The sequence below is a fragment of the Salipaludibacillus sp. CF4.18 genome, from assembly GCF_051262595.1.
Lineage (GTDB): Bacteria > Bacillota > Bacilli > Bacillales > Salisediminibacteriaceae > Salipaludibacillus > Salipaludibacillus neizhouensis.
On the sequence record NZ_JBIMEV010000035.1, the window covers coordinates 32,156 to 46,607 of the forward strand.

Annotated in this window: 16 protein-coding genes; 4 read left to right on the forward strand and 12 right to left on the reverse strand. The window is 41.8% G+C overall.

What is annotated here, in order from left to right:
- Positions 1-8 precede the first annotated feature (8 nt).
- The 3 genes from ACHABW_RS17855 (at position 9) to ACHABW_RS17865 (ending at position 2,711) form a co-directional block, all read left to right on the forward strand.
- Positions 9-833, forward strand: coding sequence for a flagellar hook-basal body protein (locus ACHABW_RS17855; RefSeq protein ID WP_435757216.1), 825 nt, complete (start codon positions 9-11; stop codon positions 831-833).
- A 113-nt stretch (positions 834-946) separates the two neighbouring features.
- On the forward strand, positions 947-1,777 hold the full coding sequence (locus ACHABW_RS17860; protein ID WP_435757218.1) for a flagellar hook-basal body protein: 831 nt from the start codon (positions 947-949) through the stop codon (positions 1,775-1,777).
- A 49-nt stretch (positions 1,778-1,826) separates the two neighbouring features.
- Positions 1,827-2,711, forward strand: coding sequence for a DNA-directed RNA polymerase subunit beta (locus tag ACHABW_RS17865; protein WP_435757220.1), 885 nt, complete (start codon positions 1,827-1,829; stop codon positions 2,709-2,711).
- Positions 2,712-2,850: 139 nt separating this feature from the next.
- Here ACHABW_RS17865 and ACHABW_RS17870 read toward each other — a convergent pair whose 3' ends face one another.
- The 12 genes from ACHABW_RS17870 to ACHABW_RS17925 all read right to left on the reverse strand — a co-directional run bounded on the left by ACHABW_RS17870 (position 2,851) and on the right by ACHABW_RS17925 (position 13,420).
- Complete coding sequence (locus ACHABW_RS17870) at positions 2,851-3,771, reverse strand: type II secretion system F family protein (RefSeq protein WP_435757222.1); 921 nt, start codon at positions 3,769-3,771, stop codon at positions 2,851-2,853.
- A 3-nt stretch (positions 3,772-3,774) separates the two neighbouring features.
- Complete coding sequence (locus tag ACHABW_RS17875) at positions 3,775-4,716, reverse strand: type II secretion system F family protein (protein WP_435757224.1); 942 nt, start codon at positions 4,714-4,716, stop codon at positions 3,775-3,777.
- Between the two features lie 5 nt (positions 4,717-4,721).
- Positions 4,722-6,173, reverse strand: a complete 1,452-nt coding sequence (locus ACHABW_RS17880) for a CpaF family protein (protein ID WP_435757226.1) — start codon at positions 6,171-6,173, stop codon at positions 4,722-4,724.
- On the reverse strand, positions 6,121-7,014 hold the full coding sequence (locus ACHABW_RS17885) for an AAA family ATPase (protein ID WP_435757228.1): 894 nt from the start codon (positions 7,012-7,014) through the stop codon (positions 6,121-6,123). Before ACHABW_RS17885 ends, ACHABW_RS17880 begins: the two co-directional genes overlap by 53 nt.
- Positions 7,007-7,948: a Flp pilus assembly protein CpaB gene (gene cpaB / locus ACHABW_RS17890; protein ID WP_435757230.1), complete on the reverse strand. Its 942-nt coding sequence runs from the start codon at positions 7,946-7,948 to the stop codon at positions 7,007-7,009. Before cpaB ends, ACHABW_RS17885 begins: the two co-directional genes overlap by 8 nt.
- A 12-nt stretch (positions 7,949-7,960) precedes the next feature.
- Positions 7,961-8,869 carry a pilus assembly protein TadG-related protein gene (locus ACHABW_RS17895; RefSeq protein ID WP_435757232.1) on the reverse strand — a complete coding sequence of 303 codons (909 nt, stop codon included), beginning with the start codon at positions 8,867-8,869 and terminating at the stop codon, positions 7,961-7,963.
- Between the two features lie 8 nt (positions 8,870-8,877).
- On the reverse strand, positions 8,878-9,252 hold the full coding sequence (locus tag ACHABW_RS17900; protein ID WP_435757234.1) for a TadE/TadG family type IV pilus assembly protein: 375 nt from the start codon (positions 9,250-9,252) through the stop codon (positions 8,878-8,880).
- Complete coding sequence (locus tag ACHABW_RS17905) at positions 9,249-9,764, reverse strand: A24 family peptidase (RefSeq protein WP_435757236.1); 516 nt, start codon at positions 9,762-9,764, stop codon at positions 9,249-9,251. Before ACHABW_RS17905 ends, ACHABW_RS17900 begins: the two co-directional genes overlap by 4 nt.
- An 81-nt stretch (positions 9,765-9,845) precedes the next feature.
- Positions 9,846-10,031: a Flp family type IVb pilin gene (locus tag ACHABW_RS17910; protein WP_435757238.1), complete on the reverse strand. Its 186-nt coding sequence runs from the start codon at positions 10,029-10,031 to the stop codon at positions 9,846-9,848.
- A gap of 52 nt (positions 10,032-10,083) precedes the next feature.
- Positions 10,084-10,401 carry a DUF192 domain-containing protein gene (locus tag ACHABW_RS17915; protein WP_435757240.1) on the reverse strand — a complete coding sequence of 106 codons (318 nt, stop codon included), beginning with the start codon at positions 10,399-10,401 and terminating at the stop codon, positions 10,084-10,086.
- 500 nt (positions 10,402-10,901) lie between these two features.
- Positions 10,902-13,058: a LuxR C-terminal-related transcriptional regulator gene (locus ACHABW_RS17920; RefSeq protein ID WP_435757242.1), complete on the reverse strand. Its 2,157-nt coding sequence runs from the start codon at positions 13,056-13,058 to the stop codon at positions 10,902-10,904.
- Positions 13,055-13,420 (reverse strand): hypothetical protein, encoded by a 366-nt coding sequence (locus tag ACHABW_RS17925; RefSeq protein ID WP_435757244.1) that lies wholly within the window; start codon positions 13,418-13,420, stop codon positions 13,055-13,057. Before ACHABW_RS17925 ends, ACHABW_RS17920 begins: the two co-directional genes overlap by 4 nt.
- A 534-nt stretch (positions 13,421-13,954) precedes the next feature.
- On the opposite strand from ACHABW_RS17925, the gene fabZ reads away from it, so the two are divergent.
- Complete coding sequence (gene fabZ, locus ACHABW_RS17930; protein WP_110938366.1) at positions 13,955-14,386, forward strand: 3-hydroxyacyl-ACP dehydratase FabZ; 432 nt, start codon at positions 13,955-13,957, stop codon at positions 14,384-14,386.
- Positions 14,387-14,452: the final 66 nt, after the last annotated feature.

The following is a 14,452-nucleotide window of genomic DNA, read 5'->3' on the forward strand; positions in this document are numbered from 1 at the left end:
TGACCCAGATGTTAAGAGGATTATACGCGGCTGGAGCGGGCATGATCTCCCAGCAACGCAAACAAGAAATGCTTTCGAACAATATAGCGAACATTAATACACCAGGATACAAGGGAGATCAGGGTTCCTTGCGTACATTTCCAGACATGATGATCAAAGCTCTGGGGACCGATCACATTCAAACGACCGGATCCAACCATGTGGGTACACTTGCAACTGGCGTCTACATGCAGGAACAAACACCGAACTTCACCCAGGGTGATATACAAGAAACCGGCAATAACACGGACGTGGCGCTTCTACAGGCCCTCGTCCCAATTAACGAAGAGACCGACGAAGAAGCCATGCTCGTCTTTGAAACACAGAATGACAACGGCGATATCCGTTATACACGAAACGGTAACTTTGCCATTGACAGTCAAGGGACGCTAACTAATTCCAGTGGCCATTACATACTCGGTGTAGACGGAAACCCGATAACTGTTAATAACGAGAACATTACCATCAACAGTGAGGGCCAAATCTTCTCCGCGGAGCAAGATCTATTGGGCCAAATTAATGTCGCTGTCGTTTCCGATCCTGGACAACTAGTCAAGGAAGGGGAAGGACTCTTTCGGTATGATGGAGACAACGGTGTCGTCACTGCCGTCGATAACGACGAGGTGACTTTTCAACTGCAACAAGGTTTCGTTGAACGGTCAAACGTAGATGCCTCCCGGACAATGACAGAAATGATGACTGCCCTTCGAACATTCGAGGCGAATCAAAAAGTTTTACAAGCATATGATCAAACAATGCAGCGAACGGTGAATGATGTTGGTAAGATTGGCTAAGAAAAATTTAGTTTTTCTAGTAAACTTGGCAGCTACTCGGAAGCGGTTGAAGCTGACGTTGTATTTAATAAAAGACGCTTTGCGTTTTTCTTAGAAAAGGCAGGTGAACGTACGTGAACCAATCCATGATAAATTCAGCTGTAACCATGGGTCAATTACAGCTCAAATTAGATACAACAGGGAATAACCTGGCAAATGTGAATACTACCGGTTTTAAAAGAAGTGATACAAGTTTTGCAGACTTACTTTTTCAACAAGTGAACAATCAATCGGCGGCAAATCAAGAAGTTGGCAGATTAACACCTAACGGAATTCGTGTTGGTGCTGGGGCAGCGGTGGCACAAACGGCCGTTCGTTTTGAACAAGGATCGATTAGTCAGTCAGGTCGTGAATTCGATGTGGCATTAACAGAGCCGGGCTATTTCTTTGAATTGGCTGAAACACCAGGAGGCGACCGCCAGTTCACGCGTGACGGCGCATTTTACCTAAGTCCGAATCCAAATAATAATACGCAAAACTTTCTTGTGAATTCACAAGGTGATTACGTGCTTTCAGCAGCTGGTGAACCAATTGAGCTTCCTTCCAGTTACGATGACTTCCAAATTAATGAAGAAGGAGCCATTACGGTAACGCTGAATGATGGGACGTTAGTCGATGCCGGACAACTTCAGCTTGTCAACATTACAAAACCTCAGCTATTAGCAAGTATCGGCGAAAACAACTATGTTTTACCTGACTTAGATGCACTGGACACGGATCTTGCAGATGTTCTGGAGGAAGCGGCGGGTGCGCAAGTATTCATGCAATCTGCCTTGGAAACATCAAACGTGGATTCAGCCAAAGAAATGACAGATATGATGGAAGCACAACGATCTTATCAATTTAATTCAAAGGCTATAAGCATTACGGATCAAATGATGGGGCTTGTCACAAATCTACGATAAAGCTACAATAGATGGAGCCAAGCCGGATATGACGAGGAGTAAGTAGGTCATGAGCAAACGTGAAGAAAACCATCCAAAATACAATGAAGATATGATGAAGCCATTTACATCTTCATCCTCTGACCCAAATCAGCCAGAGGAAAAAGATAGCGAAAAATCATCTTCTCAAGATAGAGAACAATCGTCTTCGGACAACCAACAGGAAGACAACCAGGTTACCGACGACCAAGAGTCGATCAAAGATACTTCAACTGAGGAGACTCCTTTCCATTCGACGTCCAATAGTGACTCTGAGAAAAGTCCTGAGATACCCGCGGAGGATCATGCGGATGACTCCCTTGTTGACCCTTCAATTTCTGAATCGGATCAAACAGCAGACGTTGAGTTCAGTCAGGAAGAAGTTGTGCCACTGACTGATGAAAAAGATCAGGGAATTCCGAAAGCTGATGATCAATCGGAAGTTAAAAGAGAAGGTCCGACCGAAGATTCCGATTCTGATTCTGAAGTTGATGGCGGTAAACCAGAACCTACTGAAGATGACGACGATGCTGATACAATCATCGCTAGTGAAGGGCTCGGCCTAGGTGCAGTAGAGGAAACGCAATCGGAATCTCCTTCAGATAATGAGAAGGATGAAGAAACGTTGAAGCAAGAAGAAAAAACGCAAGAAGAGGAAGACAGTTCTGCAGCCAACGATGGTAAAAAGCGTAAAAACAAAAAAAACAAACCAAGTGGTCGCATTCGCTTCATTCCTATTTGGTTTCGAGTAATCTTGGTCTTATTTTTAGTAATTGCTAGCGTTATAGTAGGAGCAATGGTCGGCTACGGTATCATTGGACCAGGTGGCAACCCAATGGATGTTTTTGAACCAGATACCTGGTATCATATATACGATATAATTTTTGACGGCACTGAAGCAGAACGACAACGTTAAAAAATCCCACGATGAGTAAAGTCTCAGCGTGGGATTTTTGTAATTAGATAAGGAGCTAATAAGGAGTTTACTCAAAACATCAGTTTTTGCTCATTAAATATTTCACTTCGCTGCTTCTAAAGAAAGAAGATCGGTCTTTTTAGAATGCTTCCATGAACTGAAGAATGGCGGGACCGAGCAAGATAATAAATAAAGTCGGAAAGATAAAAAGTACTAACGGGAACATCATTTTGATCGGTGCTTTCATCGCTGCCTCTTCTGCCTTCTGTTTTCTGCGCTCACGTATATCCTCTGTTTGAACTCTCAAAACAGTAACCATTCCGATCCCTAATTTCTCTGCTTGAATGATGCTATAAATGAGCGCTCTAACTTCTTCTAAGTCGAGACGCTCCGTAATTCCATTTAAAGCCTCTTTTCTTGTACTGCCTAATCGAATCTCTTCAAGACACAGCTTGAATTCTTCGGCAAGCACACCTTGTTTCTTTGCATTCACTTTTGTTAGCGCTGAATCAAATCCTAATCCGGCCTCAAGACTGATCGTTAACAAATCCAACGTATCAGGAAGTTCTTTCAAGGCTTTTTTGCTTCGCTTTTCAGCTTTGGTCTTTAAATAGTACTTAGGTAAAAACAAAGCGATCAGGATACCGATAAAAGAAAATAACATCATTATGGCAAGGTCTAAATTCAACAAAAAAGCAAAGGCACCGCCACACAGTGGGACGAGGATAAGGAGAGTAGTCTGAATCATTTTAAAATCCACAGGACTCAGACCAAGGGGCTGTCCGGCTTGTAACAGCTTGATCTCCAAACGAGAAGCTTTTTCTCTATCTAACCGCTTTTGAAACTTTCTTTTAATCATTTTAACGATCGGTTCGAGAATTCGTTGATTGAAGGGACGGTCATCTTCCAAATCCATTACCGTTAAAAAAGAAGGACGATTGTTTGTAAAATAGGTTTGAATTCTTTTTTCCACATGGTACTTTTTATCATGGTGGTGAATAAGAACCCCATAGAAAAGCAAGCTTATAAATATAAAGAAACTTATATACAATAATAGCAATTTCTACACCTCGATCGTTGTGATTTTCTTAATGAGTACAAATCCGATAATTCCGCCGATAAGAGCTATACCGAGCATGACTTGACCAATTGGATGAATGAAAAGAGTTGTTATATAAGCCGGATTCATGAGATAGATAATAAAACCAAGGACGACAGGAAGGAGACTAATGATAATGCCAGACAGCCTTCCTTGTGCAGTTAGTGTTTTGATTTGATCTTGAATTTTCGTGCGTTCCCTTGTCGTGTCAACGATTTTACCGAGAAGATAAGCGAGATTTCCGCCCACCTGCCGTTGAATTAAAATCGCCTCGACTAAAAGATCTAAATCCTCACTCGGCATTCTGTTTTTCCATTCTACGAGAGCATCCTCTACGTTCGTCCCATATTGCATCGATTTTAAAACGAGCTGAACTTCCTCTTTAATCGGGGAGTAGGACTCTTCCGCGATCATTTGCAAGGATTGAGGAAAACTGAAGCCGGCTCGCAATGAACCAATAATGGACGTAATCATCCCGGGAAGGGCATCGTTAAACTGTTTGATCCGCTTCTTTTGTTTTCCTTTTAACCATATCTTCGGCAGGATGAGCCCAAAGGCAGCCCCGATGACGAAGAAGAGCCAATTGCCTAAAAGAAGATGAAGGACACCACCAATAATAATCGAAGCGAACCATTGAAAAGCCGTAAACTCTTCCGGCTTCATAGGAATACCGGCAACACTTAATTGGTTTTCAAGACTTTCTTTTTTCTTACTAGCCTTTTTTTTACGAATCAACAGCTTTTTCAATAAGTCATTTCCGCCTCTAAGCAAGCCTTTCATCGTTAACGGCACTTTCACCGAGCTTCCTTCTGCCTCCGTTGCTTTCGAAGGAGAGAGGAGGAGACCAAATGACAAAAGAAGAAGAAAGCTGGAAATATAGAGTGAAATCAACAAGAGCCCTGTCATTTGGATTACGCCTCCTTTTCGGTAAAAATAGAAGCTGGCAAGTGAATACCTTCGTTTTTCATTCGCTCATAAAACTGAGGTCTAACCCCAGTCGGCACAAGCTTTCCGATAATTTTTCCATTCTCGTCAACACCTGACTGCTTAAAAACAAAGATATCCTGTAAAACGATGATGTCACCTTCTAGTCCTTGTACTTCCGTAATGTTTGTAATACGACGTGAGCCATCTTTTAATCTCGATTGCTGAATAATCACATCAAGGGCGCCAGCAATCTGGTCGCGAATCGCTTTAATCGGAAGGTCCATCCCAGCCATTAATACCATCGTCTCTAAACGAGCCACCATATCCCGTGGACTGTTCGAGTGACCTGTGGCAAGAGAACCGTCGTGACCTGTGTTCATTGCTTGTAACATATCCAATGCTTCACCGCTTCGGACCTCTCCAATCACGATACGGTCTGGCCGCATTCGCAGGGAGTTTTTCACAAGATCCCGAATCGTGACCGCGCCATTGCCTTCAATGTTTGGTGGACGTGTTTCTAAAGAAACGACATGATCTTGACCGAGCTGAAGCTCGGCAGCATCCTCAATCGTTACAATTCTATCTTCTTGGGAAATAAACGAGGATAAAACATTCAGTGTCGTAGTTTTCCCAGAGCCTGTTCCTCCACTAACAAAAATATTCAGTTTCGCCTGGACACAAGCTTCTGTGAAATCAGCCATTTCTTGCGTTAATGTGCCGAAACGAACAAGGTCATGGATCGTAAACGGGTCTTTTGCAAATTTTCGTATCGTTATCGTCGGACCACCCAATGCTAGTGGAGGAATGATCGCATTTACACGAGAACCGTCTTGCAAACGGGCATCCACCATCGGACTACTTTCATCAATTCTTCTACCTATAGGCGCAACGATCTTTTCTAAGACAGCCATGACATGATCATTATTCCGAAAACGTATATCAGTAAGCGTCAACTTACCGCCCCGTTCCGCATATACTTTGTCCGGTCCATTCACCATGACCTCCGTCACATCAGGGTCGAGGAGAAGGGGATTGATGGGTCCATAGCCGGTCAGATCGTTTGTGATTTCAGTAATCAACGTTGCCCGGTTATGGACAGCCTTCAAATGCTCATTTTCTAAAATGATTTCAGAAATGATCGCATCTAAATCAAGAATAATATCCTCAATATCTTCTTCTTTACGTTCCTTCAGAATATGTTTGAAGGTCAAGTTTTTTAATTCTTGATATTCTTTAGAAGGTGCATCAGGCTTCAAGATTTTTTTTGCAATTTCCTTATCCTTTTTTTCTTTCTCTGGTACAGGAGAATACGATTTAAAAGGAGATTCCTGGATGACTTTTATTGCGGCAGGAACGACTGCATTCTCATCTTTAGTTTCTTTTTTAGGTGTGTTCTCCTTCTGGCTCTTTGATTGAAGCCTTGCTAATAAGCTCATGCTTTTTCCCCCTTAACCCTTTTAATCTTTGCAAAACAGTGTTTCCTGACTGTTTTTCTAAACGATTGTTTGAAACGAGATGATCAGCTATTGTCATTATCTTTTTGGAAAATTCACAAGTAGGAATGCTATCCACTATCGGTGTTCCGTTATCAAACGAAAGTGGTATTCGTTTGATGTCATATGGTAATTCATAAATACTATCAGTAGCTAACAAATTCGCAATCTCACTCGGTTTAATAACGCTAGGAGCAGGAGATTGATTCATAATCACACTAACTTTATTTTTCAAGTCCAGTGCTTCGATCGTTTCAATCATTAACCTTGTATTCTTTAACGCAGCCATGCCTCCAGTGGTTACGAGGAGGATATGATCAGCTTGTTCCATCAGCTGCAAACTCTGGTCATACAACCCGGACGATGTTTCAACGAGTAGAACATCGCTTACCTCGTGCAAGGAGGACCACATGAACTCTAATAATTCGGTACTAATTAATTCCGCGTATTCAGGGCGTTCCGGAGCAGGCAACACTTGAACACCATTTTTGTGGATTGTACAATAGTTGGTGACGTCTGCCCCCTTCCCGGCCATAGCGAAATCTTTCATGGTATAAACAGGATCAAGATCCATCGCGAGCGATATGTCTCCGAATTGACGATCGGCGTCCATTACGGAAACATCAAGCCCTCTCTTGGCGAAAATCGATGCTAGGTTCACCGTCACAGTGGTACGTCCTGTCCCTCCGATAGCACTGCATATAGCAATCATCTTTTTGGGTGTTGTGGGAGTTGATTCTTGGTTATTCACTGCGTGAAGCACCTCTTTCTTTCGATTACTCACCTTCCATCTTCACAATCCGACCGCTAATCCAGCCATCTATTTCATCAGGTGTTTCTATTAAAAACCAGATTCGACCTTCCTCATCCGTTTCTTGTTCATTCTGATCCTTTAATACCGTCCCTTTGTCAACAACGGTAAGGATAGGAGCAGACAAAGAGGGTTCTGACCGAATAATCGAACGCTGGGGAAGAGAAAGAATAGTAGCATCCTCGTATTCAACAGAATCTTCTTCTGTTTTCTCCCCATCCACAGTGTCATTGTCTTCTTCTACCTCTTCCTCTGTGACTCGTTTACTATGGAGAACAAGGTGTAAGGTACCTCTTTCGCTTGCATTAATCAGTTGGATAGAATCTTCAGGGCTCAGTTCTAGAGTGATGCTAAAGTACTCTTCTATCACTTCCTCATTTTGTTTCTCTACCATCCGTTGACCGACCGATAGAACCCTTACCTCTTCAAGGATCAACTCAGATTCAATCGTAGATTCACCCTCTACACTCAACACGACATCAACGATATCTTCCGGTTCAGTTAAGTTTGAAACGGAGCTGACATAATCCACACTAATGGAGACCGCACGATACCCTTCAGTGATTTTTTTTGCGACAATCTCAGCTTCTTCTTCATCTTGCTGAATCCGGTGGTGCATCACTATTTCACCTTGTCGAATGTCAGCGGAAGTATATTTGTGAAGAATATCTTCTATATTGGTTACGACTTGAGGATGAAGTTGGTCTTCGGGAATCTTTTTCAAGTCGAGGAGATCTTCCGTGATTTCTTGATTATCCATGATATCTTCATTGGCTGTAACGACTTCTACCATAGGTACGGTCTCTTTCATCGCGTTTAAAGTCGTTTGATTCATGAAGACGATAAAGATAGCGGTGGTTATCAACCCTGACAATATTGCTAATAGAAAAATTCGTTTTGCTTTCATCTATCTCATCACCTATTCTGATAATTTAATAGCGTATGCCCCATAATCGGGAGAGTTTTCTTCCCCAGTACTATCAGCACCAGCTCGTTTAATAAATCTTCCTTCTATAGTAGAATCAACCACCTTATCATTAGCAACATAAAAATAAGCAAAACCTGTAATTCTTACACTCCTTAGTGGCTGCGTTGGTTCAGTTGGTTCATATACGATAACTAGCATCACTCTCGAGCAGTCTCTGTCTAGGGGATCGTTGGAGGGACAAGACTCTATCCTGTGGTTCATGCTTCTTTGTGTTGGTCCGTCAATGTTTCCCGTTTGGGTGTTAATCACATCGCCTATTCTTAATTCCTCGTCAAAACCGGATTTTAATGTTTCTTCATAGTTTTTAGCTCCCGGCCCTTCTAAAGCAAGCACTCCAAAATTTCCTTCCGTAGAATCCCCAGCATCAACTTTTAATGTGTACGTTTCTCCATGTACAAGTTCTACCGACTTATCAATTCCTAAAGGAACAACGCCTTTTGCGGCATCCATTGGATTGATTTGAGCCGACGCTCGTGCTTTTACAGGCACACTGTCCACTCCAAATAATGACGAGAAGAAAACGGGAACAGGCTTTTCTAAGTCAACCGTTAACTTTCGATCGTTTTCGATCGAAGAGTCAAACAAACTTGCCTGTTCGCCGTGTGAAGCTAAAATATAGTCGACGACTTCATTCACGGCTGCCTCTGAGTTCACAATTTCTTGAGCACCTGAGAGAGCAGCTGCGTTAGCTGTTTTCTGTAAGTGACTTTTTGACATATATAAGTGCCCGCCATCAATGACTAGTCCTAGGATAGCGATCATCGCAGCAAGCCCAAACGTAAGTAGTATTAGTGCATTACCATCTTCATCTTTTGTCATTTTTCTCATCAGTTCCATCATGATTACCCTCATTCCACCCGAATGGTCGACTTTGTTTTTATTGTATATGGAACAGACAGGCTGCCGAGCGGCTCAATCAGCGTTTCCTCATAAGATATCTCCACCGTCACATATGTGCCAGGACTTCTCGTGCCAGTTGGAGAGATAGATACGTTAAGTTTAGTAGAGTCACCCGCATGGAAATTGTCTTTAGCATAAGAGGTGATTACTTCATCGCTTTGCCCCAATCCCCCTAATCTCACGGTCTCCTGGGTAACCAGTTCAAGCTGTAAGTGTGTATAAAGGACTCTGCCGAAATCTACGACGCCTACTAGTAACAAGAGCACTAAAGGAAGAACGAGGGCAAACTCTACGAGTGATTGACCGTCTTCCTTTTTTATCATAAGAAGAATCCTTTATCAGCAACGATACTAAGGACGACACCTGCAGCAATAGGGACTCCGTACGGATACGTCGCTGTAAGTGACCCCTTTGAAACAATCGATGTATCTCTAACCCCGTTTTTTAAGCTGTAGAGAAAATAGAAGAATGATTTTAAAACGCCGCTGCGAAAAATGATAATTCCTACGGCGATCACTCCGCCAATGAGAGCGATGTAGAGAAACGATTGAAAAACAAACGCTCCCCCTTTGAAAGCGCCGATCAACCCTAGCAGTTTCACATCACCGGCTCCCATGCCTCCCAGGATATAGGGGAGAAGTAACAAAGCCAATCCAATCAAAAAACCAAGGAAGGAATGGATCAATGCTTCCAAGCCACCGCTTGAGAAGTGATAGATAAAAACAGCGATTAAGCACGGGTAAACGACTTTGTTATAGATTTTCCGGCTCTTCACATCAGTGATCACGCAAATGGCTAAAATAACTACTAAGAAAATCTCAATCACAAGAACCATCCTTTCATTCGTGTTTTGATTTTTAAAAAGCGGACCCTATAAGGGTTATAGGGTCCGTAATAAAGGTACACTTTTTTTGTATTAAGGAGTGGTACTTGTGCCACCAGGAAGTTTATCAGTTAAACTTGTGAAGATTCCTTTAATTTCTTCACCTAGAAATATTAACGCACCAATAACTACTACTGCGATTAACCCTAGAATCAATCCGTACTCTGTCATGCCTTGTCCTTCTTCTTCGATAAATAGACCTCTAAATAAGTTTTTCATAAAATATATCTCTCCTTTTTTTATATAAATCTAATCAGATAATTGCTTTGTTTTAACTCACGTGTTCTTGTTTACCATGACTAAAGGCGACGGTTTGTCCCACTTCTATAGAGGTGGTGCTGATTGTTCCTGCAGGCAGTTCCACTACTGACCTGGCGTTTGAAAATCTTTTGCCAATCTTGCCAGGCGCCAAGTTTTCTTCCAGTCCGACAATCTCTCTTTGATCGTTGAGGTAAAGAACATCGATCGTAAATCTCATAAAGAAAGTATGGATGGAGGGACATGGGCAAATATGCATGGCGAAATGTTCAGGAATGCTTTTTGTTAGCATCAAACCTTTGAATCTCGACCAAAAGCGATATGCTCCCATTACGTCCTCAGCGATAACCTGTTCTGTCTGGAGAATGATCAATCTAATTTACGAGCACCTCCTGTCTTTAAGTGGGGTGTTATGTTCTGTGTGGTGAACAACTTACAATGCCTAGTATGCCGGAACTTCAGGGTTTAGAATATCCCCTGTCGTTCCTGTTATCATCATTATCTGCAATAAGACTAGCTTCCTATTGAACAAGAATAGTCCTAGGAATGGATGCGTCAATTTCATCGAATACTCAGTTTTCTAGTGAGGAAAAAAACATATAGGTTCTTCAAAAAGGAGAAACGATTGTGAATGGGTGATTGATCCATTAGCAGGGGAGGGAGGCAGTGAGTAATGGCGTGGCGGCGGAGCTAGGTAACACAAAGAAACCTCCCTGCACTTGCAAGGAGGCTGCTGTAAAAGAATTCTATAGATCGTCACTCTCCGTTGCTCTAGGAGAGAATGCCTTCGCTCATTATCAAAGAGTATCAAAGAAGTTTTGATACCCCCTGTTATCCACCACTGTATTGCTTGTATCTCATTTGATACACTTTTGAAATGGCATGGGCTCGGTCGGAAACATGGAGCTTTTGAAAGATTTTCGTCACGTGGTTTTTAACGGTATGATCACTAATGTAAAGTTCGTGAGCGATCTCACGGTTGTTTAACCCAAGAAGGACTTGCTCGAGCACTTCTTCTTCTCGAGGGGATAATTTAATCGACTCATCAAGTTTTCCAGGTGGAGGCATTGTACTTTTCTCAGATTCATGGTCATTGGATAAAGTGAATTCTTGTTCCACCACAAGTTTCACAGCCACAAATGAGATAAAAGTCTTTTGTAAGTCATCTTCGATAGGTTCCAAAGAGGTTAATGCATCCAGATTTTCATTTTGTTTGATAAATGTTAAGAGTAACGCCAAAATCTGACTGCTGCGACTAGAGGGATGGCCAGAATCGGAAGAGTACTTACCAGTAAGGTCGAGGTAGTCTTCAATGATACCGGCCGCCTGGTTATTAAACAGCATATCCTTTAAAAATGCCGGAGAATAAAAATGTAATTTGCAAGCAGTGACAATCTCGTTTTTTTCAGTGCTAGGAAGACCTAACTTCTCACAAAAGTCTTCGGCCATGTTAGCGGCCTTTTCTGCATGAATAAACGCAGCCTCGTCAAATTGTTCCACTGCACGGTGAAGGGTATCCACCTGGTTCTCAACGTCGTTCCCTTGATTGTCTTCTCTAACGGCTTGCAAGGAAATTCCGCCAATGACGGCAAACGTCGTTAAAAAAGTGGTATGTTCTTTTAACTGGTGTTCTGGTAAGTTCCCAGTACCGACACATAAAATGCCTAACACTTGATCCCCGTATATGAGAGGACACTCAATGACAGACTCCCCCCAATTAGTTTTTTGAACACTAGGGCTCAATCTATTCGAAGTACCGATGAAAGGAGAATGATCATAGTGACGACCAACCGCTTCTTTTACGTAAGGTTGGAGCTGCTCTAGAGAGGCTCCTCTTGAAACCAATTGAACCTTGTCTTCACCAGGTTGTTTGAGAATCACACACGAAAAGGGGCCTTCAACCAGGTTCAAACTTATATCCACTAAAATATATAGTATTCTCTTCAGGTCCGGAGTGGTAGCAAGCATCTTACAGATTTCCATATATGAAGAAAGACGGTGTAACTGTTGACCGTTTTCTTGGTGTAATAGTTGCGTCGTTAAATGATTTTCAACGAGGGATGCAAAGGTAGTTCCGATGAAGTAAGCTTCCGTGCTAATCGCTGTCGATGAAGAACTTCCCGCAAATAGAACCGCAGTTGTTTTTCCATCTTGTTTGATCGGGAAGGAACATAAAGATGCCGGGTATAGATTAAAACGGTGGAAGAAATATGCCCTAGGGTCCCTAGAGATATTCTCCCACTGGCCAGGTGCATCCGTGAGTGGAACGCGTCCTAACAAGCCTTCACCAGTCGCAAATGATGCACCGAGAATAAGGTCTGCATAGTTACCGGTTATATGTGTGATTTGAAACTGCTCATCCCCTTGAGTTTGAGCAAGCCCGATAAAATCAAACTCCTCCGTACTGTTTAAAAAAACGTTTAACAGCTCTTGGTCTGTTCTTCCGATGGATCCTAAAGCGTTAGGAAGCCATTGATATATATGTTCGGAAGTTTTTTCGATTGCTGTATCATGAAAGCAATCTGCCATTAATCCGGATAGATTATTTATGCGGGAAGTCCATAGTTTTTTGTTATTTGCAGTCATCTCTGGCGCATCCCATACGATAGCAGCCCAGTCAACGTCAGCATCTATTGAGGAAGAAACTAAATAATCCTTTACCAGCTCCTGCGTTTGTTCTTCAACGAAAACGCCTGCCCATACAAAATAGTGAACACTTCCATCTACGGAAACAGGTGCTACAGCCATAATAATTCCTGGAAGAATATCATACATCAACGGTTTGGATATATTCCAATTCATGGCTAATGTTTCTCGGATATATTCTAATAATGAAGGATTCTGGGAAAGAAGCAGGTTACAAAGCTCATTCTCTCCCTTTCCGCTTGCAATCGGGTTCCCGGTTGTATCGGTTACGACAATCGTAGTGCCATATAAAGAGGAATAGCTGACCTGCAACTCTCGAATGAGCTCTAGCCGGTTTTTCATAGGTTATTCAACTCACTTTTAATATCCATATCCGTAATCACTACCGGTTCGTTGTAGCAATATAACGGAGACTCTTTATTACTACCCATTAATTTAATAATTTGTTGATGGATTAATAGCTCGATCACCGGTTTTATATCTTCTATTTTACGTCCTAATCTTAAAGCGAGTCCTTCTAAGTTTTCAATCATGTAAGGATGCGATTGAAAAAGTAATGTGCATTCCATCTGTAAAGATAACTTTTCATTTTTTACCATCAATTTTCTCCTCTCTATAATAATCGAATAAATGGATGTTCTTCGGCTCTCAACTAAAAAAGGCTCGGATAATTGTCCATTCGGTAATTTTGTCACTTGTTGCATCTTTTCTCACCTGCCTCAAGACTGATTTTCTAAATGAGGATCCCCTGAGCACATAGTAAGATACTGAGCTAGAGGATAATCATTTCTTATTGTGATTTAGAGGAGTGTTGGTTTAAGATGTCGATGCGATATACTTATCTTATAGTAGTTACTAAAAAAGGGATATCCTCTTCTATTCCCATTCGCAAAAAACGAGCAATAAATTGACTGTTAATAAACACATAACTTTCCTCGAATTCTATACCTCTTTACCTATACCCAGATTGACTCCAACGAAAACAATAAGACTATAGGACCATTACTGTACTATTTAGCGGATTCGTTTTACTCCAAATATCAACTCTCTTCCTTATTAAATATCACCCCATCTAGAAAAACCAAGGAATCGAACCGACTACCGACTTATTACCAAATAATGGGGGGTCTGACCCCAAAATGCAATTATCAAGCTATATCTTGTCTCCCTTCTCGAAAAGACGTAAACTAGAAGGAAGTTAGAAATGATAACCTGATAATAGTAGGAGGCATACAAAATTGTTAAACATTGAAGAAATAAAAGAAATCATTCCTCATCGATATCCGTTTTTACTCGTTGATCGTATTTTGGAAGTCGAAGAAGGAAAACGTGCGGTGGGTATTAAAAATGTTTCCGCGAATGAAGAATACTTTAATGGTCATTTCCCTGATTTCCCGGTGATGCCTGGCGTGTTAATCATCGAGGCTCTAGCTCAAGTTGGAGCAGTAGCAATGCTCAAAAAAGAAGAAAACCGAGGCAAATTGGCTTTCTTCGCAGGAATCGATGGATGTCGCTTTAAGGGACAAGTCAAACCTGGCGACCAATTAAAACTAGAAGTCGAAATGACCCGGGTGAGAGGCAAGATAGGTAAAGGAAAAGCAGTAGCATCTGTTGACGGAGTAACTGTAGCTGAAGCTGAGCTAATGTTTGCCCTAGCTGATAAAGAGTAATAAATAAAAAACACACAGACGTGTAGCCGGAATCATCCGAGCTACACTTTTTCGTATAAGGAAATT

Excerpts from the sequence above, each read along its gene's own strand:
- ACHABW_RS17925 (WP_435757244.1), bottom strand. The coding sequence starts at position 13,420 with ATGCAACAAGTGACAAAATTACCGAATGGACAATTATCCGAGCCTTTT.
- cpaB (WP_435757230.1), bottom strand. The coding sequence starts at position 7,948 with ATGAAAGCAAAACGAATTTTTCTATTAGCAATATTGTCAGGGTTGATA.
- ACHABW_RS17855 (WP_435757216.1), top strand. The coding sequence starts at position 9 with ATGTTAAGAGGATTATACGCGGCTGGAGCGGGCATGATCTCCCAGCAA.
- ACHABW_RS17910 (WP_435757238.1), bottom strand. The coding sequence starts at position 10,031 with ATGAAAAACTTATTTAGAGGTCTATTTATCGAAGAAGAAGGACAAGGC.
- ACHABW_RS17895 (WP_435757232.1), bottom strand. The coding sequence starts at position 8,869 with ATGATGGAACTGATGAGAAAAATGACAAAAGATGAAGATGGTAATGCA.
- ACHABW_RS17915 (WP_435757240.1), bottom strand. The coding sequence starts at position 10,401 with ATGGGAGCATATCGCTTTTGGTCGAGATTCAAAGGTTTGATGCTAACA.
- ACHABW_RS17875 (WP_435757224.1), bottom strand. The coding sequence starts at position 4,716 with ATGACAGGGCTCTTGTTGATTTCACTCTATATTTCCAGCTTTCTTCTT.
- ACHABW_RS17865 (WP_435757220.1), top strand. The coding sequence starts at position 1,827 with ATGAGCAAACGTGAAGAAAACCATCCAAAATACAATGAAGATATGATG.
- ACHABW_RS17880 (WP_435757226.1), bottom strand. The coding sequence starts at position 6,173 with ATGAGCTTATTAGCAAGGCTTCAATCAAAGAGCCAGAAGGAGAACACA.
- ACHABW_RS17900 (WP_435757234.1), bottom strand. The coding sequence starts at position 9,252 with ATGATAAAAAAGGAAGACGGTCAATCACTCGTAGAGTTTGCCCTCGTT.
- ACHABW_RS17905 (WP_435757236.1), bottom strand. The coding sequence starts at position 9,764 with ATGGTTCTTGTGATTGAGATTTTCTTAGTAGTTATTTTAGCCATTTGC.
- ACHABW_RS17920 (WP_435757242.1), bottom strand. The coding sequence starts at position 13,058 with ATGAAAAACCGGCTAGAGCTCATTCGAGAGTTGCAGGTCAGCTATTCC.